Origin of the sequence: Streptomyces sp. NBC_01335, assembly GCF_035953295.1 — a bacterium.
In the GTDB taxonomy this organism is placed as follows: Bacteria; Actinomycetota; Actinomycetes; order Streptomycetales; family Streptomycetaceae; genus Streptomyces.
This window is the reverse complement of the sequence record NZ_CP108370.1, coordinates 6,184,616-6,202,861: the sequence shown is the minus strand read 5'-3', so window position 1 is coordinate 6,202,861 and position 18,246 is coordinate 6,184,616. Positions and strand designations below refer to the sequence as shown.

General features: G+C 71.6%; 14 protein-coding genes. All 14 read left to right on the top strand.

The window, feature by feature from the left end; all coding sequences use genetic code 11:
* The 14 genes from OG599_RS26620 (at position 1) to OG599_RS26555 (ending at position 18,200) form a co-directional block, all read left to right on the top strand.
* A complete protein-coding gene (locus tag OG599_RS26620; protein ID WP_327180202.1) occupies positions 1-549 on the top strand; it encodes a GTP-binding protein in 549 nt (182 codons plus the stop codon).
* Positions 546-1,913: a cytochrome P450 gene (locus tag OG599_RS26615; RefSeq protein WP_327178486.1), complete on the top strand. Its 1,368-nt coding sequence runs from the start codon at positions 546-548 to the stop codon at positions 1,911-1,913. Before OG599_RS26620 ends, OG599_RS26615 begins: the two co-directional genes overlap by 4 nt.
* A gap of 138 nt (positions 1,914-2,051) precedes the next feature.
* The gene (locus OG599_RS26610) at positions 2,052-3,302 is read left to right on the top strand and encodes a cytochrome P450 family protein (RefSeq protein WP_327178485.1); all 1,251 of its coding nucleotides are present in this window, start codon (positions 2,052-2,054) and stop codon (positions 3,300-3,302) included.
* Positions 3,303-3,764: 462 nt separating this feature from the next.
* The gene (locus OG599_RS26605) at positions 3,765-4,160 is read left to right on the top strand and encodes a hypothetical protein (protein ID WP_327178484.1); all 396 of its coding nucleotides are present in this window, start codon (positions 3,765-3,767) and stop codon (positions 4,158-4,160) included.
* Positions 4,161-4,256: 96 nt separating this feature from the next.
* The gene (pstC, locus tag OG599_RS26600; RefSeq protein ID WP_327178483.1) at positions 4,257-5,354 is read left to right on the top strand and encodes a phosphate ABC transporter permease subunit PstC; all 1,098 of its coding nucleotides are present in this window, start codon (positions 4,257-4,259) and stop codon (positions 5,352-5,354) included.
* An 82-nt stretch (positions 5,355-5,436) separates the two neighbouring features.
* Positions 5,437-6,741 carry a phosphate ABC transporter permease PstA gene (gene pstA, locus OG599_RS26595; protein WP_327178482.1) on the top strand — a complete coding sequence of 435 codons (1,305 nt, stop codon included), beginning with the start codon at positions 5,437-5,439 and terminating at the stop codon, positions 6,739-6,741.
* 83 nt (positions 6,742-6,824) lie between these two features.
* Positions 6,825-8,588, top strand: coding sequence for a phosphate ABC transporter substrate-binding protein PstS (pstS, locus tag OG599_RS26590; protein ID WP_327178481.1), 1,764 nt, complete (start codon positions 6,825-6,827; stop codon positions 8,586-8,588).
* Positions 8,585-11,143, top strand: coding sequence for a hypothetical protein (locus OG599_RS26585; protein ID WP_327178480.1), 2,559 nt, complete (start codon positions 8,585-8,587; stop codon positions 11,141-11,143). Before pstS ends, OG599_RS26585 begins: the two co-directional genes overlap by 4 nt.
* Before the next feature lie 267 nt (positions 11,144-11,410).
* Positions 11,411-12,397, top strand: coding sequence for a hypothetical protein (locus tag OG599_RS26580; RefSeq protein ID WP_327178479.1), 987 nt, complete (start codon positions 11,411-11,413; stop codon positions 12,395-12,397).
* A 172-nt stretch (positions 12,398-12,569) separates the two neighbouring features.
* Entirely contained in the window at positions 12,570-12,827 is a 258-nt protein-coding gene (locus OG599_RS26575) for a hypothetical protein (protein WP_327178478.1), read from the top strand.
* Positions 12,828-13,013: 186 nt separating this feature from the next.
* On the top strand, positions 13,014-14,405 hold the full coding sequence (locus OG599_RS26570) for a hypothetical protein (protein ID WP_327178477.1): 1,392 nt from the start codon (positions 13,014-13,016) through the stop codon (positions 14,403-14,405).
* Between the two features lie 187 nt (positions 14,406-14,592).
* The gene (locus OG599_RS26565) at positions 14,593-15,513 is read left to right on the top strand and encodes a sortase (RefSeq protein ID WP_327178476.1); all 921 of its coding nucleotides are present in this window, start codon (positions 14,593-14,595) and stop codon (positions 15,511-15,513) included.
* Positions 15,514-15,575: 62 nt separating this feature from the next.
* On the top strand, positions 15,576-16,439 hold the full coding sequence (locus OG599_RS26560) for a phosphate ABC transporter ATP-binding protein (RefSeq protein ID WP_327178475.1): 864 nt from the start codon (positions 15,576-15,578) through the stop codon (positions 16,437-16,439).
* A 201-nt stretch (positions 16,440-16,640) separates the two neighbouring features.
* Positions 16,641-18,200 (top strand): MFS transporter, encoded by a 1,560-nt coding sequence (locus OG599_RS26555; RefSeq protein WP_327178474.1) that lies wholly within the window; start codon positions 16,641-16,643, stop codon positions 18,198-18,200.
* Positions 18,201-18,246: the final 46 nt, after the last annotated feature.

Here is an 18,246-nt window from a genome sequence, read left to right as displayed (position 1 = left end):
GTGGCGGGGGCGGCGAAGATCCTGGTCGTCGGCCCGCTGGGGGTCGGCAAGACCACGCTGATCGGGACCGTCTCGGAGATCGAGCCGCTCTTCACCGAGGCAGCGATGACCCAGGCGGGCGCCCGGGTCGACACCGTCGTGGACAGCGGAAAGACGACCACCACGGTCGCCCTGGACTTCGGCCGGCTGACCATCGACGGCGACCTGGTGCTCTACCTGTTCGGTACGCCGGGCCAGCAGCGGTTCCTGCCCGCGTGGCGGGATCTCGCCAAGGGCGCGCTGGGGGCGCTGGCCCTGGTGGACACCCGGGACCTGACCGCGTCGTTCGACGCCCTCGGCAACCTGGAGGACCTGGATCTGCCGTTCGCCGTCGCCGTGAACGTCTTCCCCGGCAGTCCGTTGCACGACACGGCCGATCTGCGCGACGCGCTCGATCTGCTGCCCGGGACACCGCTGGTCCTGTGCGACGCCCGCGACGAGGAGTCGTCGATCCGGGCCCTGATCGCCCTCGTCAGCCACCTCATCCATGTCGCCACGGAGCCTTCATGAGCACGCCGCATCCCCCGGCCGGGTCCGCCGCCCGGTGCCCCTGGCCCGCCGCCCCGTCCGCGTCGACGGCGACCCCGCTGTACGGGCCGGATCTCGACGGCGACCGGATGACCCTGTTGTACGAGGAGATGCGCGACGCGCACGGACCGGTCGCCCCGGTCTCCGTGGCTCCGGGCATCGACGCCTGGCTGGTGCTGGGCCACCGCGAGCTGCTCAAGCTCACCCGCGACGAGGGGGACTTCTCGCACGATCCGCGCCACTGGCGTCTGCTGCGCGAGGGCCGGGTGCCCGCCGACGCGCCGATCCTCCCGATGGTCGGCTGGCGCCCGGCGCTGCTCTTCGCGGACGGGCAGCAGCACCGCAGGATGCGGGCGGCCGTCTCCGACACGCTCGCCGGGATCAACGGCCACGAGCTGCGCCGGAGCGTACGGGCCGCCGCCGAGGGGCTGATCGCCTCGTTCGCCGGGCGGGGCGAGGCGGACCTGGTCGCCGACTACGCCCGTACGCTGCCGATGCGGGTGGTCAGCGGACTGCTCGGGCTGGACGACCGCACCGGGCGGGAGCTGGTGGAGGCCGTCGCGGGCATCGTCTCCGCCACCAGCGACTCGGCGGACGCCAGCCGGCGGATGGGCGCCATCCTCTACGGGCTGATCAAGGAGAAGCGGCGCGAGCCGGGCGAGGACATCACGTCCACGCTGCTGAACCACCCGGCGGAGCTCACCGACGAGGAGGTGCTGCACAACCTGGTGGTGATGTTCGTCGCGGGCAACCAGACCACGGTGAACTGGATCGCCACCACGCTGCGGATCCTCCTGTGCGACCCGGCGTTCCGCTCCTCGCTGGCCGGCGGCCACCTGAGCGTGGACGACGCGCTCGACCTGGTGCTGTGGCGCTTTCCGCCCACCCAGAACTTCCCCGCCCGCTACGCCACCCGCGACATGCGGTTCGGCGGACAGGACATCCGTACCGGCGACATGCTGATCCTGGGCCTGGCGGCGGCCAACGCGGACCCGGAGATCCTGCCGGCCGACGGTGCGCCGGTGGTCGGCAACCGCTCCCATCTGGCGTTCGGCGCCGGACCGCACACCTGCCCCGCGCAGGACCCGGCCCGGCTGATCACCCGGACCGCGGTGGACACCATCCGGCACCGGCTGCCGGATCTGGAACTCGCCGTGCCCGAATCGGAGTTGCAGTGGATCAAGTCTCCCTGGAGCAAGGGCCTGGGGGCGCTCCCGGTACGGTTCGGCACACCGCAGCTGCCGCAGGGGGCGGTCACCCCGCAGTCGGCGCGGGACCTCGCGCCGGCGCGGACGGCGCCCTGGAGCACCGCCACGCACCGGCCGTCCTCGACCGTGCCGTACTGACGGACCCACGCCGGCGGACCCACGCCGGCGACCTCGCGGCAAGGCCCCGGCAGCGCGGGCCCCGCAGCGCGGGCCCGCGCTTCGCGGAGCACGGCGTACCGCCCCGCGACCACTCATCCCCGAATCTGGAGAGCTCTGTTGAACACGTCACCGGTGAACTCCGCGGCCGACGGGCCGTACCGCCTCGACCCCGCGGGCGGGTGCCCGCACGCGGCCAACGCCCGGCTGCTGCGGCGCTCCGCGGTCACCGAGGTGATCATGCCCGGCGAGGTGGAGGGCATGGCGGTGCTGGGGCACGACGCGCTCAAGGAGTTCCTCCAGCACCCCGACGTCGCGAAGAACGCGGCGCACTTCGCGGCGCTCCAGGCCGGTGAGATCGCGGACGGCTGGCCGTTGAAGACGTTCGCCACCGTGCAGGGGATGACGACCGCCGACGGCGCCGACCACCGGCGGCTGCGGTCCCTGATGAGCAAGGCGTTCACCCCGCGCCGGGTGGAGGAACTCAGGCCGCGCATCGAGGCGTTGACGGCCTCGCTGCTGGACGGCCTGGAGGCGGCCGCCGTGGCCGGGGACGGGGTCGCCGATCTGCGGACGCACTTCGCGCTGCCGCTGCCGATGGGCGTCATCTGCGAACTGCTGGGTGTGGGGCCCGAACACCACGACCGGCTGCACCGGTTGTCCAACCAGATCGTCGCCACGGACATCGGCCCCGAGGAGGCGATGGCCGCCAACCGGGAGATGGTGGAGGTGCTGAGCGCGGTCGCCGCCGCCCGGGCCGAGGAGCCGGGCGACGACCTCACCACCGCGCTGATCGCGGCGCGTGAGGAGAACGGCGACCGGCTGGCCCCGCAGGAGCTGCTCGGCACCCTGATGCTCACGATCATCGCCGGGCACGAGACGACCCTCAACCTGATCACCAACGCGGTACGGGCGCTCTGCACCCACCGCGACCAGCTCGCCCTGGTCCTCGCGGGCGAGGCGAGCTGGGAGGACGTGGTGGAGGAGACGCTGCGCTGGGACAGCCCGGTGAGCTACTTCCCGTTCCGCTACCCGACGCGCGACCTGGAGCTCGACGGCACCGTGATCCCCAAGGGGACGCCGGTACTGGCCGGTTACTCGGCGGCGGGCCGCGACCCGAACGCCCACGGCCCCGACGCCGAGCGCTTCGACATCACCCGCGACAGCAAGGCCCGCCACCTCTCGCTGGGCCACGGCGCCCATTACTGCATGGGCGCCCCGCTGGCCCGGATGGAAGGCACGGCGGCGCTGGAGCAGCTGTTCACCCGCTTCCCCGGCCTCGATCTGGCCGTGCCCGAGCCCGAACTCCCCCGGCACGCCTCCTTCGTGGGCAACAGCGTGCAGCGACTGCCGGTGCGCCTGCACGGCTGAGACCTGCGCCAGGCGGCGTACGAGGCGGGCGGGGCAGCACAAGGTGCCCCCGCCCGCCTCGTACGCGTCCCCCCACGCACCTTCCTGTACGGCTCCGACCCGCCTCCCGCACCGGAAGCGCGGGCAGCTCGCGCGCAGGGGCGGGCCCAGGCGTGCCCCCGGGGGCGGCGGCCTCGGGGACGAGCCGCTCTTCCGGCCCGGGAAAACAATCCGGATGCCCCCATTCCGCCCCGCTCGGCCACGTACCCCCACGCCTCTCCGGCCCCGGCGCACTCCCGCGCGGAAGGGGCGGTCTCGGGCGATTTCCCCAGCATGGCCGCATGGTTACCGCGTCATGAATCGTGGCCTTTGGGGTCTCCTTTGCCTCTCCATGGTTCCCCACATCTCAGTAGATTGCCTCTGCCGCCCACGCAGGTGCGTACCCTGCGGTCTTTTCTGTGAAGGGGCGGCAGGGGGTGGGGCATGGAACAGCCGAAGGAGGCGGCGAGATCGGCCGCCGGTGCGACGGGCACGCGATGTCAGACAGACATCGACACGCACGGGGGGTACGGCTGGCGGCTGGTCGCGTCGAACGGCCGGGCGATGGCGGTGGCGGGGGTGTCGTTCGGCTCGCACGCGCGGTGCAGGGCGGCGTTCGTCGAGCTGTGCGCCGCGCACGCGCACCATTCCGGGGGGATCCAGCACCGCCAGGGGGGCGGCGGCTGGGTCTGGGTGCTGCGGGACAGGTCGGGCACCGTGGTGGCCGTCTCACCGAGGGCCTACGAGCGGCATGCCACCTGCCGCTCCGCCTACGACCGGTTTCGCGCGATGTTGCCCGGGTTGAAGGTGGAAGAGGAGGCGTTCTGGGGTAACTCTTGAACGGAACGATGTCAGGAATGTCGATGTTGCCCCCAGGGCCCCTCTCGTTCACCTCTCAGGACGTGTCCGTCCACCGGATCGGTCGAGCGTCGGGGCGTGCCCTCGCTGAAAAGATCCAGACGCCTGACGGACGACGGCGTCCTCCACGGAAGCGCTGACGGCGATCCGTCCGCCGGAACCGTCGCCGGCCCGCTCGCCGCTCCGGCGGCGGCGGGCGGCGACGTTCCGCGGCGGCTGTACGCGGACCCCGGCCTGCCGGACAAGGTCTTCCGTACGGTCGCCCGCTCCGGCGGAACCCTCGTCCTGCTGGTGATGCTCCTCGTCGGCGGGTTCCTCTTCGCCCGGGCCCGGCTCGCCCTGGCGGACGCCGGCTGGTCCTTCCTCACCACCTCCCAATGGGCCCCCGACGCGGGGAACTTCGGCATCGCCGCCGTGCTCGTCGGGACGATCCTCATCGCCCTGATCGCGATCGGCTTCGCGTTCCCGCTGGCCCTCGGTTCCGCGCTCTACATCTCCGAGTACGCCTCACCGAGGCTGCGCCGCACCCTCATCAGCGTGGTCGACCTGATGGCCGCCGTGCCGTCCGTCGTCTACGGCCTGTTCGGCTTCTTCTTCCTCCAGGACAAGGTGGTGCCCACCGCCCGGTGGATCGCCACCTACCTCGGCTGGATACCGGTGTTCGGCGTCGAGGGCGCCGACCCGGACGACCCGCTGTCGCCGCCGAGCGTCTACACCTCGTCGTCCATGCTCGCGGGGCTGGTCGTCGCGATGATGATCGCGCCGATCATCTGCTCGATCATGCGCGAGGTCTTCTCGCAGGCCCCGGCCGGCGAACGGGAGGGTGCCTACGCCCTCGGGGCGACCCGCTGGGGCATGATCCGCAGTGTCGTCCTGCCCTTCGCCAAGGGCGGCATCATCGGCGGCACGATGCTCGGGCTCGGCCGCGCGCTGGGCGAGACCATCGGCGTCTTCATGGTCATCTCGCTGACCTTCGACGTCCAGTGGCACGTGCTCCAGGCCGGCACCAGCTCGGTCTCCTCACTCATCGCCCTGCGTTACGGAGAGGCCGGCGAGTTCGGGATGTCGGCGCTGATGGCGGCCGGATTCGCCCTCTTCGTCATGACGCTGATCGTCAACTTCGCGGCATCGTCCATCGTCGCCCGCAGCCGCTCCGGCGCGTCCAGCGACGCCTGAGCCCCGCCTTCCGCGCGCCCCCAGCCGCGCGGTCCCCGCAGTCCGCGCCCGGCCCCCGTCCGCAGAAATGAGCGTTCCGACCATGACCCTGGCCCCTGAAGCGCCCCGCGCGTCCGGTGGCGCGGACCCGGCTCCCGGCGCCGCGCCCCGTACCGTCCTGCCCGGGCCCGCCCGTACGAAGGACCCCGCCGGCGAGCGGCGGCGGTCCCTGACCCCGTTGCGCGCGAGCGACCTGTACGCCCTGCTCGGCTCGGCCGCCGGATCGCTCTCGCTGACCTGGCTCGTCTTCGCCCGGCTCACCCCGTTCAACGGCGTGGTCGGGTTCGTCGTCGTGGCGTACGTCCTCTTCCTGGGGCTGTACGCCCTGGTGGTCTCGCTGGACGAGGACGGCCCGGCGGTCGTGGACCGGGTGGCCGCCGCCGTGATCCGTTCCCTCGGACTGCTGCTGGTCGCGATCCTCGTGTACGTCGTCGTCTACGCGCTCTTCGAGGGCCGCAAGGCACTGGCGCACCTCAACTTCTTCACCGAGGACATGCGGTTCGCCGGTCCGCTGGAGCCGTTGTCGGTGGGTGGCGCGCTGCACGCGGCCGTGGGCACGCTCATCATGATCACCATCGCGCTGCTGGTCACCGTGCCCATCGGGCTGGTGTGCGCGGTCTTCCTCAACGAGGTGCCCGGCCCCTTCGCCCGCTTCGTGCGCACGGTGGTCGAGGCGATGACCGCGCTGCCGTCCATCGTGGCCGGTCTCTTCATCTACGCCACCGTGATCCTCGCTGTCGGCATGGACCGCTCCGGCTTCGCGGCGGCGCTCTCGCTCTCCGTGATGATGCTGCCGATCGTGATCCGTGCCGCCGACGTCGTCGTCCGGCTGGTTCCTGGCACCCTGCGTGAGGCCAGTTACGCGCTGGGGACCTCCCGCTGGCGGACGGTCTGGCACGTCATCCTGCCGACCTGCCGCTCCGGGCTGACGACCTCGGTCATCCTCGGCACCGCCCGGGGCATCGGCGAGACCTCGCCGGTGCTCCTCACCGCGGGCTTCACCGCCGAGATGAACTGGGACCCGTTCTCCGGGCCGATGGTGTCGCTGCCGCTGGCCACCTTCACCTTCGTCCGCTCGCCCGAGCCGAACATGATCTCGCGCGGATTCGGTACCGCCGCGCTGCTCATGGCCCTGGTGCTGCTGCTGTTCGTCGTCGCCCGGGTGCTCGGCGGACGCGGCCCCGGGCAGCTCTCGCGCGGCCAGGAGCACCGCCGTGTCACCGCCTCCCGCCGGGACGCGGCGCGGTTCGCGGCCCGGTTCGCGGCGCGGGGCTCCGTACGCCCCGCCGGGCCGTCCGCCGGCCTTGGCCCAGGTCCCGGTCCGAACGCCCGCCCCACGACACCGTGACGCGCGCCGTGTCCGGCCGTCACCCCAGCCCGCACCCCCCGAACCCGCGTGCCGCGCACCCGCACGCCGCCAAGGAGTTCATCGTGAGACCCGCCACCGCCCCTGCCCGCTCGGGGGTGATGCTGCTGGCCCTGCTGCTGGTGTTCGGCGCGCTCTCGGCCGTCCGGGCACCCTCCGCCGACGCCGCCTCGTACGCGAAGATCACCGGTTCCGGCTCCACCTGGAGCGCCAACGCGGTCACCCAGTGGGTCCGCAACGTCAAGGCCAACTTCGGCATGACGGTCAACTTCACCGACAACGGTTCCTCCCAGGGACGCGAGCAGTTCCGCAACAACGTGGTGGACTTCGCCGTCTCCGAGATCCCGTACGGGCTGACGGAGCAGGGTGTTCGCGACTCGCCCCCGCAGCGCGGCTACGCCTACATGCCGATCGTCGCCGGCGGTACGTCGTTCATGTACAACCTCAAGATCAACGGCAAGCGGGTCACCAACCTGCGGCTCTCCGGCCCGGTCCTCGCGAAGATCTTCACCGGGACGATCACCCGCTGGAACGACGGCGCGATCAAGGCCGACAACCCGGGGCTGACCCTGCCCGCCCGCCAGATCATCCCCGTCGTCCGCTCCGACGGTTCCGGGACGACCGCCCAGTTCACCACCTGGTTGGCCAAGGAGCAGACGTCCGTCTGGAACGCCTACTGCGGCAAGACCGGTCGCGGCAGCGGCTGCGGAATGACCTCGAACTACCCCCTCCTGGGCGGAAGTTCGATGATCGCCAAATCGGGTTCCAACGGTGTCGCGGGCCATGTCCGGCAGGCGTCCGGCGAAGGCGCGATCACCTACGTCGAGTACTCCTACGCCCTGAAGACGGGCTTCCCGGTCGCCAAGATGCTCAACGAGTCGGGCTTCTACGTCGAACCGACCGCCGCCAGCGTGGCCGTCGGCCTGCTCGGTGCGAAGATCAACACCGACAGGAGCAGCCCCTCCTACCTCACCCAGATCCTCGACGGCGTCTACCGCAACGACGACGACCGCACCTACCCGCTGTCCAGTTACAGCTACATGATCCTGCCGACGAAGGAAGAGGCGGGCTTCACCAAGGGCAAGGGCAACTCGCTTGGGACGTTCGGCCGTTACTTCCTCTGCGACGGCCAGCAGCAGGCGGAGGAGCTCGGCTACTCGCCGCTCCCGAAGAACCTCGTGCAGGCCGGCTTCGACCAGCTGCGCAAGGTGCCCGGAGCCCCCACCTCCGCGATCGACATCAACAAGTGCCGCAACCCCACCTTCTCCAGCGACGGCACCAACACCCTGGCCAAGAAGGCGCCCCAGCCGAAGGCGTGCGACAAGCAGGGCCCCACGCAGTGCACCACCGGCACCGCGGGTGACACCAGGACGACCCCGGTCAAGCCCAGCGCCTCCGGCTCCGGCGGCTCCTCCGCGGGCGGCACGACCGGCACCACGACCTCGACGGGCGGCACCTCGACGGCCGGTGGCTCCACCGGCGGCCAGGGCTCGGGGACCGCGGGCACGGGCGGCGCGGCCACGGACACGGACGGCGACGGACAGCCCGACGCGACCGCCGGCGCCACCGGGACCACCACGGACGGCGTCGGCGGCGACGCGGGCACCACGGTCGACCCCGACACCGGCGAAGTGATCACCGACTCCGCGGTCGCCGGGGACAGTTCGGTCGTCGCCAATCCCGTCACCCTCGCCTCGGGCAGCGGCTTCGGGCTGCGCGGCGCGCTGATGGCTCTCTCCGCGCTGCTGCTCGTCGCGCTGGTCGTCGTACCCCCGCTGACCGCACGGACCATGGCCGCCCGCGCACGGCGCAGAGGGGACACGGCATGAGCGCCACGACCACGGACCCGCGCGCCAGGGGCCTGAAGAAGAAGCCGTTCATGCGTGGCGCACGGGTACGGGTGCCTGGACGGGCCGCACCGGCCGGGCGCCGGGTGATGGCGGGCGTGAGCGCGCTGACGGCCGCCCTCGTCCTTGCCGTCCTTCCGATCCCGCCGGGAGGCGACACCCCCGCGAGCGCGGCCGAGCAGCAGAGCTCCGCGGTGACGAAGACCGGCAAGAAGGGCGCGTACGACGACTTCTCGCAACTGAAGGTGACGGTCGGTCAGACCAGGAACCTGCGGGGCCAGGCGGTCAAGGTGTCATGGACGGGTGCCACCCCGGCCACCACCGAGAGGGCCCAGAACTTCATGCAGCTCATGCAGTGCTGGGGTGACGATCCGGACGCCGGGCCCTCGCGCGAGCAGTGCGAGTTCGGGGCGACGGTGACCTATACGCCCGGTTCCACCCGGATGCTCCAGCCGACGACGGACAACGATCCCGCGGAGGGCGATTACGAGGGCCTCCCCGACGAGCCGATGTCCTCGGGCAAGTTCGTGCCCTTCCGGCCGGTGAGCGGCGCGACGACGACCGACGCCTACGACTACACCTACTTCACCGGCGGAGACACCAACACGCTCGCCTGGCTGCCGAACGACTCCGAGGGATCGGGCGAGGCCTCCTTCGAGGTGCGGACCTCCGTGGAGTCCCCGCACCTGGGCTGCGGCGCGCGCCGCGACGCCGCGGGCGCGGTCCAGCCGTGCTGGCTCGTCGCGGTGCCGCGCGGCGAACACAACCCGGACGGAAGAGCGGCGCAGTCCTCGGCGGACCCGCAGGCGGCCAGCGCGCTGAGCCGGACGCTCTGGGACCAGCGCCTGGTGTTCCGGCTCGACTTCCTGCCCGTGGGTGACAACTGCGCCGCCGACATGCCCGAGCGGCGCACCATCGGATCCGAGTTGGTCACCGATGCGATGACCTCGTGGCAGAGCAAGCTCTGCGTAGGCGGGACCCATCGGTTCACCTTCACCCAGGCCGGCGAGGAGAGTGCCCGCTCGGCGATCACCGCGCCCACGGACACCTCGCCCGGCCTCGCCTTCACGGTGGACCCGGTCGACTCCGACGGCGACGGCGCACCCCTGGTGCACGCTCCGGTCGCGGTGAGCGGCCTCACGATCGGCTTCCTCTGGAACTACGAGAGCGGCACGGACTCCCACCACGTGAGCCGGCTCCGGCTCAACCAGCGGCTTCTGGCGAAGCTGTTGACGGAGTCGTACGTGGAGAACGTGCGCATGGGCATCTTCGGCCAACCCGAACCCGATACCGTCGCCGGCAACCCCGTCCGGATCGCGGCGGACCCGGAATTCCTCCAGCTGAATCCTGAGATCACCGCCGGGCGAGAGGCACCCAACGGACTTGTCGTGGGTCTGGAGAATTCCGACACCGCGCGTCTCCTGTGGCGCTACATCATTCAGAACGACGACGCCCGCGCATTCCTCGAAGGGAAGCCCGACCCCTGGGGAATGCACCTCAACACCAGCTACAAGGAATTGGATCTGACCGAGGAGCCCTTCGACTACTACCCGAAGAGCGACGCCACCGCGACCCCCACCCAGTGCGAGGGCGTCACCTACGGCAGCCAGGATCTCGTGCCGTACGCCAATGACATGCACAGTGCCGCGCTGAAGATCCGGCGGGGCTACTCGGGACTGGCGTTCATCTGCAACGCGACGACGCAGTTCGCGCTGTCGGGTACGCGTCCCGAGCTGAACAACGCTCATGAGATCGGTATCGCGGACACCGCTTCCGCCGAGCGGTACCTCCTGGACGTGGCGGCCCTGCCCAACGCCGACGGCACCTTCGTGAAGCCGACGACCGCCACCATGCTCAAGGCGGTCACGCAGATGCCGGACTCCGCCGTCCCGGGAGTGAAGACGACCGATCCCGCCAGGGCACGCGGCAGCGCCTACCCGCTCACCTCGGTCGTCTACGCGGCCGCCTCCACGGACCAGTCGGCCGACGCCCGCACCGACTACGCCAGGGTCATCCGGTACGCCGCGGGTGACGGGCAGACGCCCGGCACCGCACCCGGTGAACTGCCGGCGGGGTACGCCCCGCTGCCGCAGGGGTTGCGCACCCAGGCGCTCGCTGCGGCGACCGCGCTGGAGAAGGGTGTGATCGCCGAAGGCGGGACCTCGGCGGACGGTGGCTCCTCGGGCGAGGGCGCCGGCGGCACCACCTCGGGCGGCGGCTACGGCACGGGCGGTACGGAATCAGCCTCGTCCGGCTCGACGGGCGGCGCCACAGGGGCGTCCGGGTCCACCGGGACATCCGGAACGTCCGGAACGTCCGCGGCGTCCGGGGTCGCGGCGGCGGGCGGCACCGCCGCCGCGGGAGGGGCCACCACGGCCACGGCCGGGTCCGGCACCACCCCCTCCGAACTGCTCGGCGCGGTCCGCTGGGTGCTGCTCGGCGTGCTCGTCCTGGGAGGCGCGGCCTCACTGTCGGGACCTCTCCTGCTGCGTCTCTCCACGCGCCGGGGCGGGACGGAGGCAACCGGAATCCGCTGAGAGCGGTGGGGTGATACGCGCCTTCTCGGATCAATTCCTCTCCGAGAAGGCGCGATTTCCCGGCAGCACACCCGGAACCTCCAAGGGTGGCGCAGGAAACAATCCATTCATCTGATCCGCCCCTCGGATTTGTGGCCGCCCGCGTTCCGATCGGGAAGTGTAGGCACCGCCGGCCGACGGGCCGGAAGCAACGAAATCCGGATTGCTCCACTGCTCCCTTCCTTGTCATCCGTACACATGGAATCCGTTTCCACGGAGGAGAAAACAGTGAACGTCACGTCTCGTGTTCGTGCCGGTGCCGTCGTCGGTACTGTCGCTCTCGCCTTCGGCGCCTTCGCCGCCCCGGCCGCCGTCGCCGACCCGCCGGCCGCCGAGTACCGCACCCTGGCAGGTGTCGGTTCGGACACGACCCAGGACGTCGTGAACGCCCTCGGCAACACGGTCCTGAACTCCTCGGGCAGCAAGATCATCGCCTCCTACGACGCCACCGGCACGGCGACGATCAAGACCCGCGCCACCAACTGTGTGGTCAACCGGCCCAACGGCTCCTCCGCCGGTATCACCGCTCTCGCCGCAGACGTCGCCGACACCACCGTCGACTGCATCGACTTCGCCCGCTCCTCGCGTGGCATCAAGACGGCGGGCACCACCCTGACCTGGATCCCCTTCGCCAAGGACGCGGTCTCCGTCGCGGTCCGCACCGACAGCGCGCTCTACGCCGCCGGCGCCCAGGACCTCACCACGGCGCAGCTGAAGGCCGTCTACCAGTGCACCACGACCACGCTGAACGGCGTGACCCTCACCCCGCTGCTCCCCCAGACCGGTTCGGGCACCCGCTCCTTCTTCCTGGAGAAGCTCGGCCTGACGGACGCGCAGGTCGGTTCCTGCGTCGACCAGACGGTCCAGGAGAACAACGGCGTCGCCCTGAACACCGCCGGTGACATCGCCCCGTACTCGGTGGCCCAGTACATCGCCCAGGCCACCGGTACGGTCAGCGACATCCACGGCTCCACCGCCCTGATCAAGGTCAACGGCACTTCGCCCATCAGCGGTGGCGCCCTCAACTCCGGCTTCACCTACACCCGCGACGTCTACAACGTCGTCCCCACGGCGAAGCTCAGCGACGCCACCGTCGCGTCCACCTTCGTCGGATCGACCTCGAAGGTCTGCGCCGCCACCTCCACCATCACCGCCTACGGCTTCGGCACCCTCGGCACCGCCTGCGGCGCGACCGCGATCACGGGCCTCAACTGAAGCCGGCGCGAAAGTAGCGCGGAATAGCGGGACTTTCGCAACACGCTTCAGTCACACCGCACCGCCGAGCACCACGGCCGGGCACCCCTGGGGGTGCCCGGCTCCCAGGCGTATTCCCCGCGGCCGGGCCTCGACGGTTCGGTCACGCGAAGACACCCGCGAAGGAGAGCACGTGAAGGTCTTGTTCCGCGCCCGTACGGTCGTCGTCACGCCGGCGCTCGGTCTCGGCGCACTGACCGCTCCGACCGCCGCCGCGGACCCGGCGGCCGGCGAGTACCGCATCCTGGCCGGCGTCGGCTCGGACACGACCGACGATGTCGTGAACGCCCTCGGCGACACGGTCCTGATTCCAAGGTCTGCGCCGCCACCTCCACCGTCACCGCCCGCGGCTTCGGCACCCTCGGCACCGCCTGCGGCAGCACCGGGCTGACCGGCCTCGACCAGGGCGTGTGTCGAAAGGGGCGCCGTCCGCCCGGAGGGCGGGTCCGGCGCCGCCCGGCCCGGCCTCCGGCCGAACGACGGCGTGTCGACGACCTGCCCCGAACGACCTTCCATCCATCCATCGAAACCCTGGGGGGAATCGCCCATGAACCGTCCAACACCACTGAGATCCCCTGTGGCACTGCTGATGAGTTGTGCCCTGCTGTTGGCGGCACTGGCAGCCGTCCTCGCCTCGGCGACACAAGCACACGCGTTCACCACCATCGGTTCGCTCAAGCTGACCCCGTCGAGCGGCAGCATCGACACTCCTCTCCTGGTCACGCGCGTCGAGACGGACGGCCCCTGCCCGGCGGACACCGTCACCTCCGCACTGGCCGTGGACATTCCCGGCACCGATTTCGCCGGGAATCTGGCCAAGTTGGAGTCCGCCCCGAGCACGACGGAGGCCTTCTCCGGCACCCTGGCCGACAACGTGGGCTTTCCGTATCCCACGCTGAAGCAGCGTCTCCTCAACGCCATCCCCGAGGCGTCACTCGACGGCGTCTACACCATCGGTCTCAACTGCGGCCTGAACGCCGCCGACGCGCCCGCCTTCACCGTCCTCATCGAGGTCGAGGGGGACTCCTGGTCGGTCCTGGAGCAGAAGACCACCGGCATCACCCTGTCCAGCGTTCCCGCCCAGCCCGAGCTGGGCACGACGTACACCCTGGTCGCCAACGTGGCGCCGGAAGGCGCCGCCGGGCGGGTGACACTCGGGTCGAAGGCCACCGAGACCGCGGAACCGGTGACGATCGGGGAAGCCGATGTGGTGGACGGCAAGGCAGAGTTCACCCTCACCGCGCCGGCGACGAGTGGTTCGTCCTACTTCCATCTGGCGTTCGCGCCCACCGACACCCAGTCGTACGCGCCGTCCGAGTCGGACGGCTACCTCAGCTTCCTGGAGGCGAACACCCCCACCACCCCGCCCCCCACGACTCCCGCCCCCGGTGGGTCCGAGGACCTGGTGGTCACCGACTCCGAAGGCAACACCCTCGAAGCCGACCCCGCGCTGGAGCCCGGTGACACCGTGAAGATCACCGCGCACGGATTCACCGCGTCTGCCGCCGTCAAGGCCGACCTCGACGGCGGCACCGCCCTCGCCGACGCGACCGCGGACGCGGAAGGCACGGTCAACGAGTACGCGTTCACCGTGCCCGACGACATCGAGGACGGCGACCACACCCTCACACTGGCGGAGGACGCGTCCGGCGGGCAGAGCGTCGAGTTCGCGTTCAGCACGGGCGCCGGCGCGACCGACGACCCGACCGACAGCCCCACCGCCGACCCCAGCGACACCACGAGTCCCGACGCCTCCACCGGCGGCTCCGACACCGGGGGCTCCGGTTCGGGCGGATCGGACACGGGCGGCCTGGGCACCGACTCCGGCTCCGGCGGCGTACTCGCCTCCACCGGCGCCGAGCTCGGCACGGCCGCACTCGGTGGCCTCGCGCTGATCGCCGCGGGCGCCGCCCTCGTGCTTCACGTGCGCCGCAAGGGCATGCTCCGCTTCACCGCCCCGCGTCACTGACCCGTCCCGGGCCAACCGGCCCCTGACCGACCCGTCCGCCGCGAGCCCGGGCCGCCACCTCGTGTGGCGGTCCGGGCCCGGCGGCGCGGAGCAGGTCCCCGCGTTCCGGGCGGAGGCTGTCGCGCCGGCCACCCCACCCCACCCCACCCCACCCCTCCCCGTACCGTCGACCAGGAGTGCACCCATCGTGTCCGTGCTCGCACCGCCGCCCCCGGCCGCACCGCCCGACCAGAAGCCGCCCCGCCCGGCCGCGGCGCCTTCCCGGGCCGGCCTCGCCGTGACCGGCGCCGCGCTCTGCGTGCTCGCCGCCGTGCTGTTCGGGTTCGCCGCGAACCTCACCGTCGTCGGCCACCTCCAGCACGCCCGCGACCAGCAGGTCGCCCACGATGATCTGCGGGAGCAGCTCGCCCTCGGTACGGCCCCGGTGGGCCAGCAGACCTTCGACGGCAAGGCGCTCGAACCGGGCGCCCCCGTCGCGCTGCTGCGCATCCCCGTGCTCGACGTGGAGGAGGTCGTCGCGGAGGGCACCACCTCTTCCGTGTTGATGTCCGGTCCGGGCCACCGCCGCGACACCCCGCTGCCCGGCCAGGCGGGCACCTCCATCGTGATGGGCCGCCAATGGGGGTACGGCGGGCCCTTCGGCGGCCTGCACAACCTGCCGGCCGGCTCCCTGATCGAGGTGACCACCGGCCAGGCGAAGGTCGGTTACGAGGTGACCGGTGTCCGCCGGGCGGGCGACCCGCTCCCCGCCCCCCTGGCCTCCGGCGAGGGACGGCTGACCCTGATCACCGCGACCGGCGGACCGTACACCCCCTCCGGCACCCTGCGGGTCGACGCCAGGCTCGTCACTCCTGTCCAGCCCAGCCCGCCGCGCGTGCTGCGCACCGGCTGGATCACCGAGCCCGAGCAGGCGCTGAAGGGCGAGCAGGACGCGTGGCTCCAGGTGTTCCTGTGGACGCAGGCCCTGCTCGTCGCCGCCCTGCTCACCGTGGGTGCCCACCGCGTCTGGGGACGCTGGCAGACCTGGGCCTGCGGAGCACCGCTGCTCGCCGCCCTCGGCATCGCGGACGCGGGGGCGTTGACCGCCCTGCTGCCCAACCTCCTGTGACCGTCCCACCGTTCACGCTCCCCCAACACGCAGACCATCTCGCCGTACCTTCTGGAGTCACCATGACCACCACCGACACGACCGGCGCGGCCGCCGACCGCGACGACTTCACCGACACCCTGATCCAGCCGCGTGTCATCCGCGGTCAGGGTCCCGCCACCCTGGAGGCCGAAGAGATCTCCGCGTGGTTCGGCGACCACAAGGTCCTGGACCGGGTCTCGCTGACCATGCCCGCCCGCCAGGTCACCGCCCTCATCGGCCCGTCGGGCTGCGGCAAGTCGACGTTCCTGCGCATCCTCAACCGGATGCACGAGCTGATCGGTTCGGCCTCACTGGCCGGCCGGGTGCTGCTGGACGGCGACGACATCTACGACCGGGGCCGCCGCATCACGCAGGCCCGCCGCAACATCGGCATGGTGTTCCAGAAGCCCAACCCGTTCCCCGCGATGTCGCTGTACGACAACGTCCTGGCGGGCCTCAAGCTCAACGCCATCAAGGCCGGCCGCGACGCCCGCGACGACCTGGTCGAGGAGTGCCTGACCAAGGCGGGGCTGTGGCGGGAGGTCAAGGACCGGCTGCGCCAGCCAGGCGGCGCGCTCTCCGGCGGCCAGCAGCAGCGCCTGTGCATCGCCCGCTCCCTCGCGGTGCGCCCCCGCGTCCTGCTGATGGACGAGCCGTGCTCCGCGCTCGACCCGACCTCGACGCGGCGTATCGAGGAGACCATCGCCGAGCTGAAGTCGGAGGTGACCATCGTCATCGTCACCCACAACATGCAGCAGGCCGCCCGTGTCTCGGACACCTGCGCGTTCTTCCTCGCCTCGCAGGGGACGCCCGGCCTCATCGTCGAACACGGCGACACCCAGGCCATGTTCGCCTCCCCCCGGGACGCGCGCACGGCCGACTACGTCAACGGGCGGTTCGGCTGAGCCGACGCACGACACGGCTTCTCCCGGGATCAACCCGTACGCCATAAGCAGAAGTTCGGTCATCCCGAAATACCAGGTCTTGGACTTCTGACACCCCGCTCGCAAGCATGGACCGCGGGACGAACGCGCCGCCGGACCCTTTCCGGCGGCGCGTTCGTCGGTCCGGCACAGGTCCGGCCGACACGAGCGAAGGAAGCAGAGATGCGGAAGAAGTGGTGGACGCTGCTGGGGGTCTGCGGCGGGACGTTCATGCTCCTGCTGGACACCACCGTCGTCTACGTCGTCATGCCCGACGTGCAGGAGGACCTGAACGCCGGGTTCTCGGACCTCCAGTGGGTGATCGACGGATACGCCCTCGCGCTCGCGGCCCTGCTGCTGACGAGCGGGACCCTCGCGGACCGGTTCGGGCGCCGACGCCTCTACGCCCTCGGCGTCGTCCTCTTCACGCTCGCCTCCCTCCTGTGCGGCCTGGCCCAGTCTCCGTCGATGCTGGTCCTCGCCCGGATCTTCCAGGGCATGGGCGGCTCGGTGATGTTCGCGACCGGACTGGCGCTGCTCGCGGGCAGCTTCGAGGGCAAGGAGCGCGGCACGGCGTTCGGCGTGTGGGGTATGGTCACCGGCCTCGCCTCCGCGATCGGCCCGGTCGCCGGCGGGCTGATCTCCAGTGGCATCAGCTGGCGGGGCGTCTTCCTGGTCAACGTGCCGGTCGGCGTCCTGGTCGTCCTGATCGTCGTACTGCGGGTGGACGAGTCCCGCTCACCGTCCGCCCGCCGGCTCGACTGGCCCGGGTTCGCCCTGCTGACCTCGGGCCTCGCGACCCTCGGCTACGGCCTGATCCGCGCGGGCGAGGGCGGCTGGAGCGACTCCCGCGTGTTCACCTTCCTCGTCGTGGGCGGGGTGCTGCTGGCGGCCTTCCTCGTCGTCGAAGCGCGGGTGGCGGAGCCGATGTTCGAGCTGCGGCTGTTCCGTATCCCGACCTTCGTCGGCGGGTCCGTCGCGGCGTTCGCGATGAACGGCTCGCTGTTCGCGATGTTCCTCTTCCTCGCCGTGCACTTCCAGGAAGTGCTCCGGTACTCCTCGCTGGAGACGGGGGTGCGGCTGCTGGCCTCCTCGCTGGCGATGCTCCTCGCCTCTCTGCTCGCGGGCCGGCTCGGCGCCAGGGTTCCGCCCCGCTTCCTGATCGGTGGCGGGCTGCTCCTGGTGGGCGCCGGTCTCCTGCTGATGGGCGGGGTCGGCGCACGCTCCGGCTGGGAACACTTCCTCCCCGGGCTGGTGCTGGGCGGGTTCGGCGCCGGGCTGGTGAACCCGCCGCTCGCCTCGACCGCCGTGGGCGTCGTCGACTTCTCCCGCTCCGGGATGGCCTCGGGCATCAGCGGTACGTTCCGGCAGCTCGGGGTGAGCGCGGGGGTCGCGGTGCTGGGTTCCACTTTCGCCGTCGTCATCGGCAACCGGGTGCGCGACGGGCTGGCGGGCGTACCGGGTGTCGGTGACCGCACGGACCGGATCGTCTCCCTCGTACGGGGCGGCGATATCGACCGGGCCGCGGCACTGGTCCCCGAGGCGCGGCGGGGGACCGTCGAGCGGCTCGCCGTGACGGGGTACGTCGACGGGCTGAACACCCTCCTCGCCTTCTCCGCCGGCCTCGCGCTGGTGGGCGGCGTGGTGTCCCTGCTTCTGATCCGGGCGGCCGACTTCCAGGGCGCGCGGCAGCCCCAGGCGGTCCCGGAGGCTACTCGTTCCGCGCGACTCGGCCTCGGATGAACCACGCACCCCCTCGAATTCGGTCCCGCCCGGCCGCTCCGAGGCG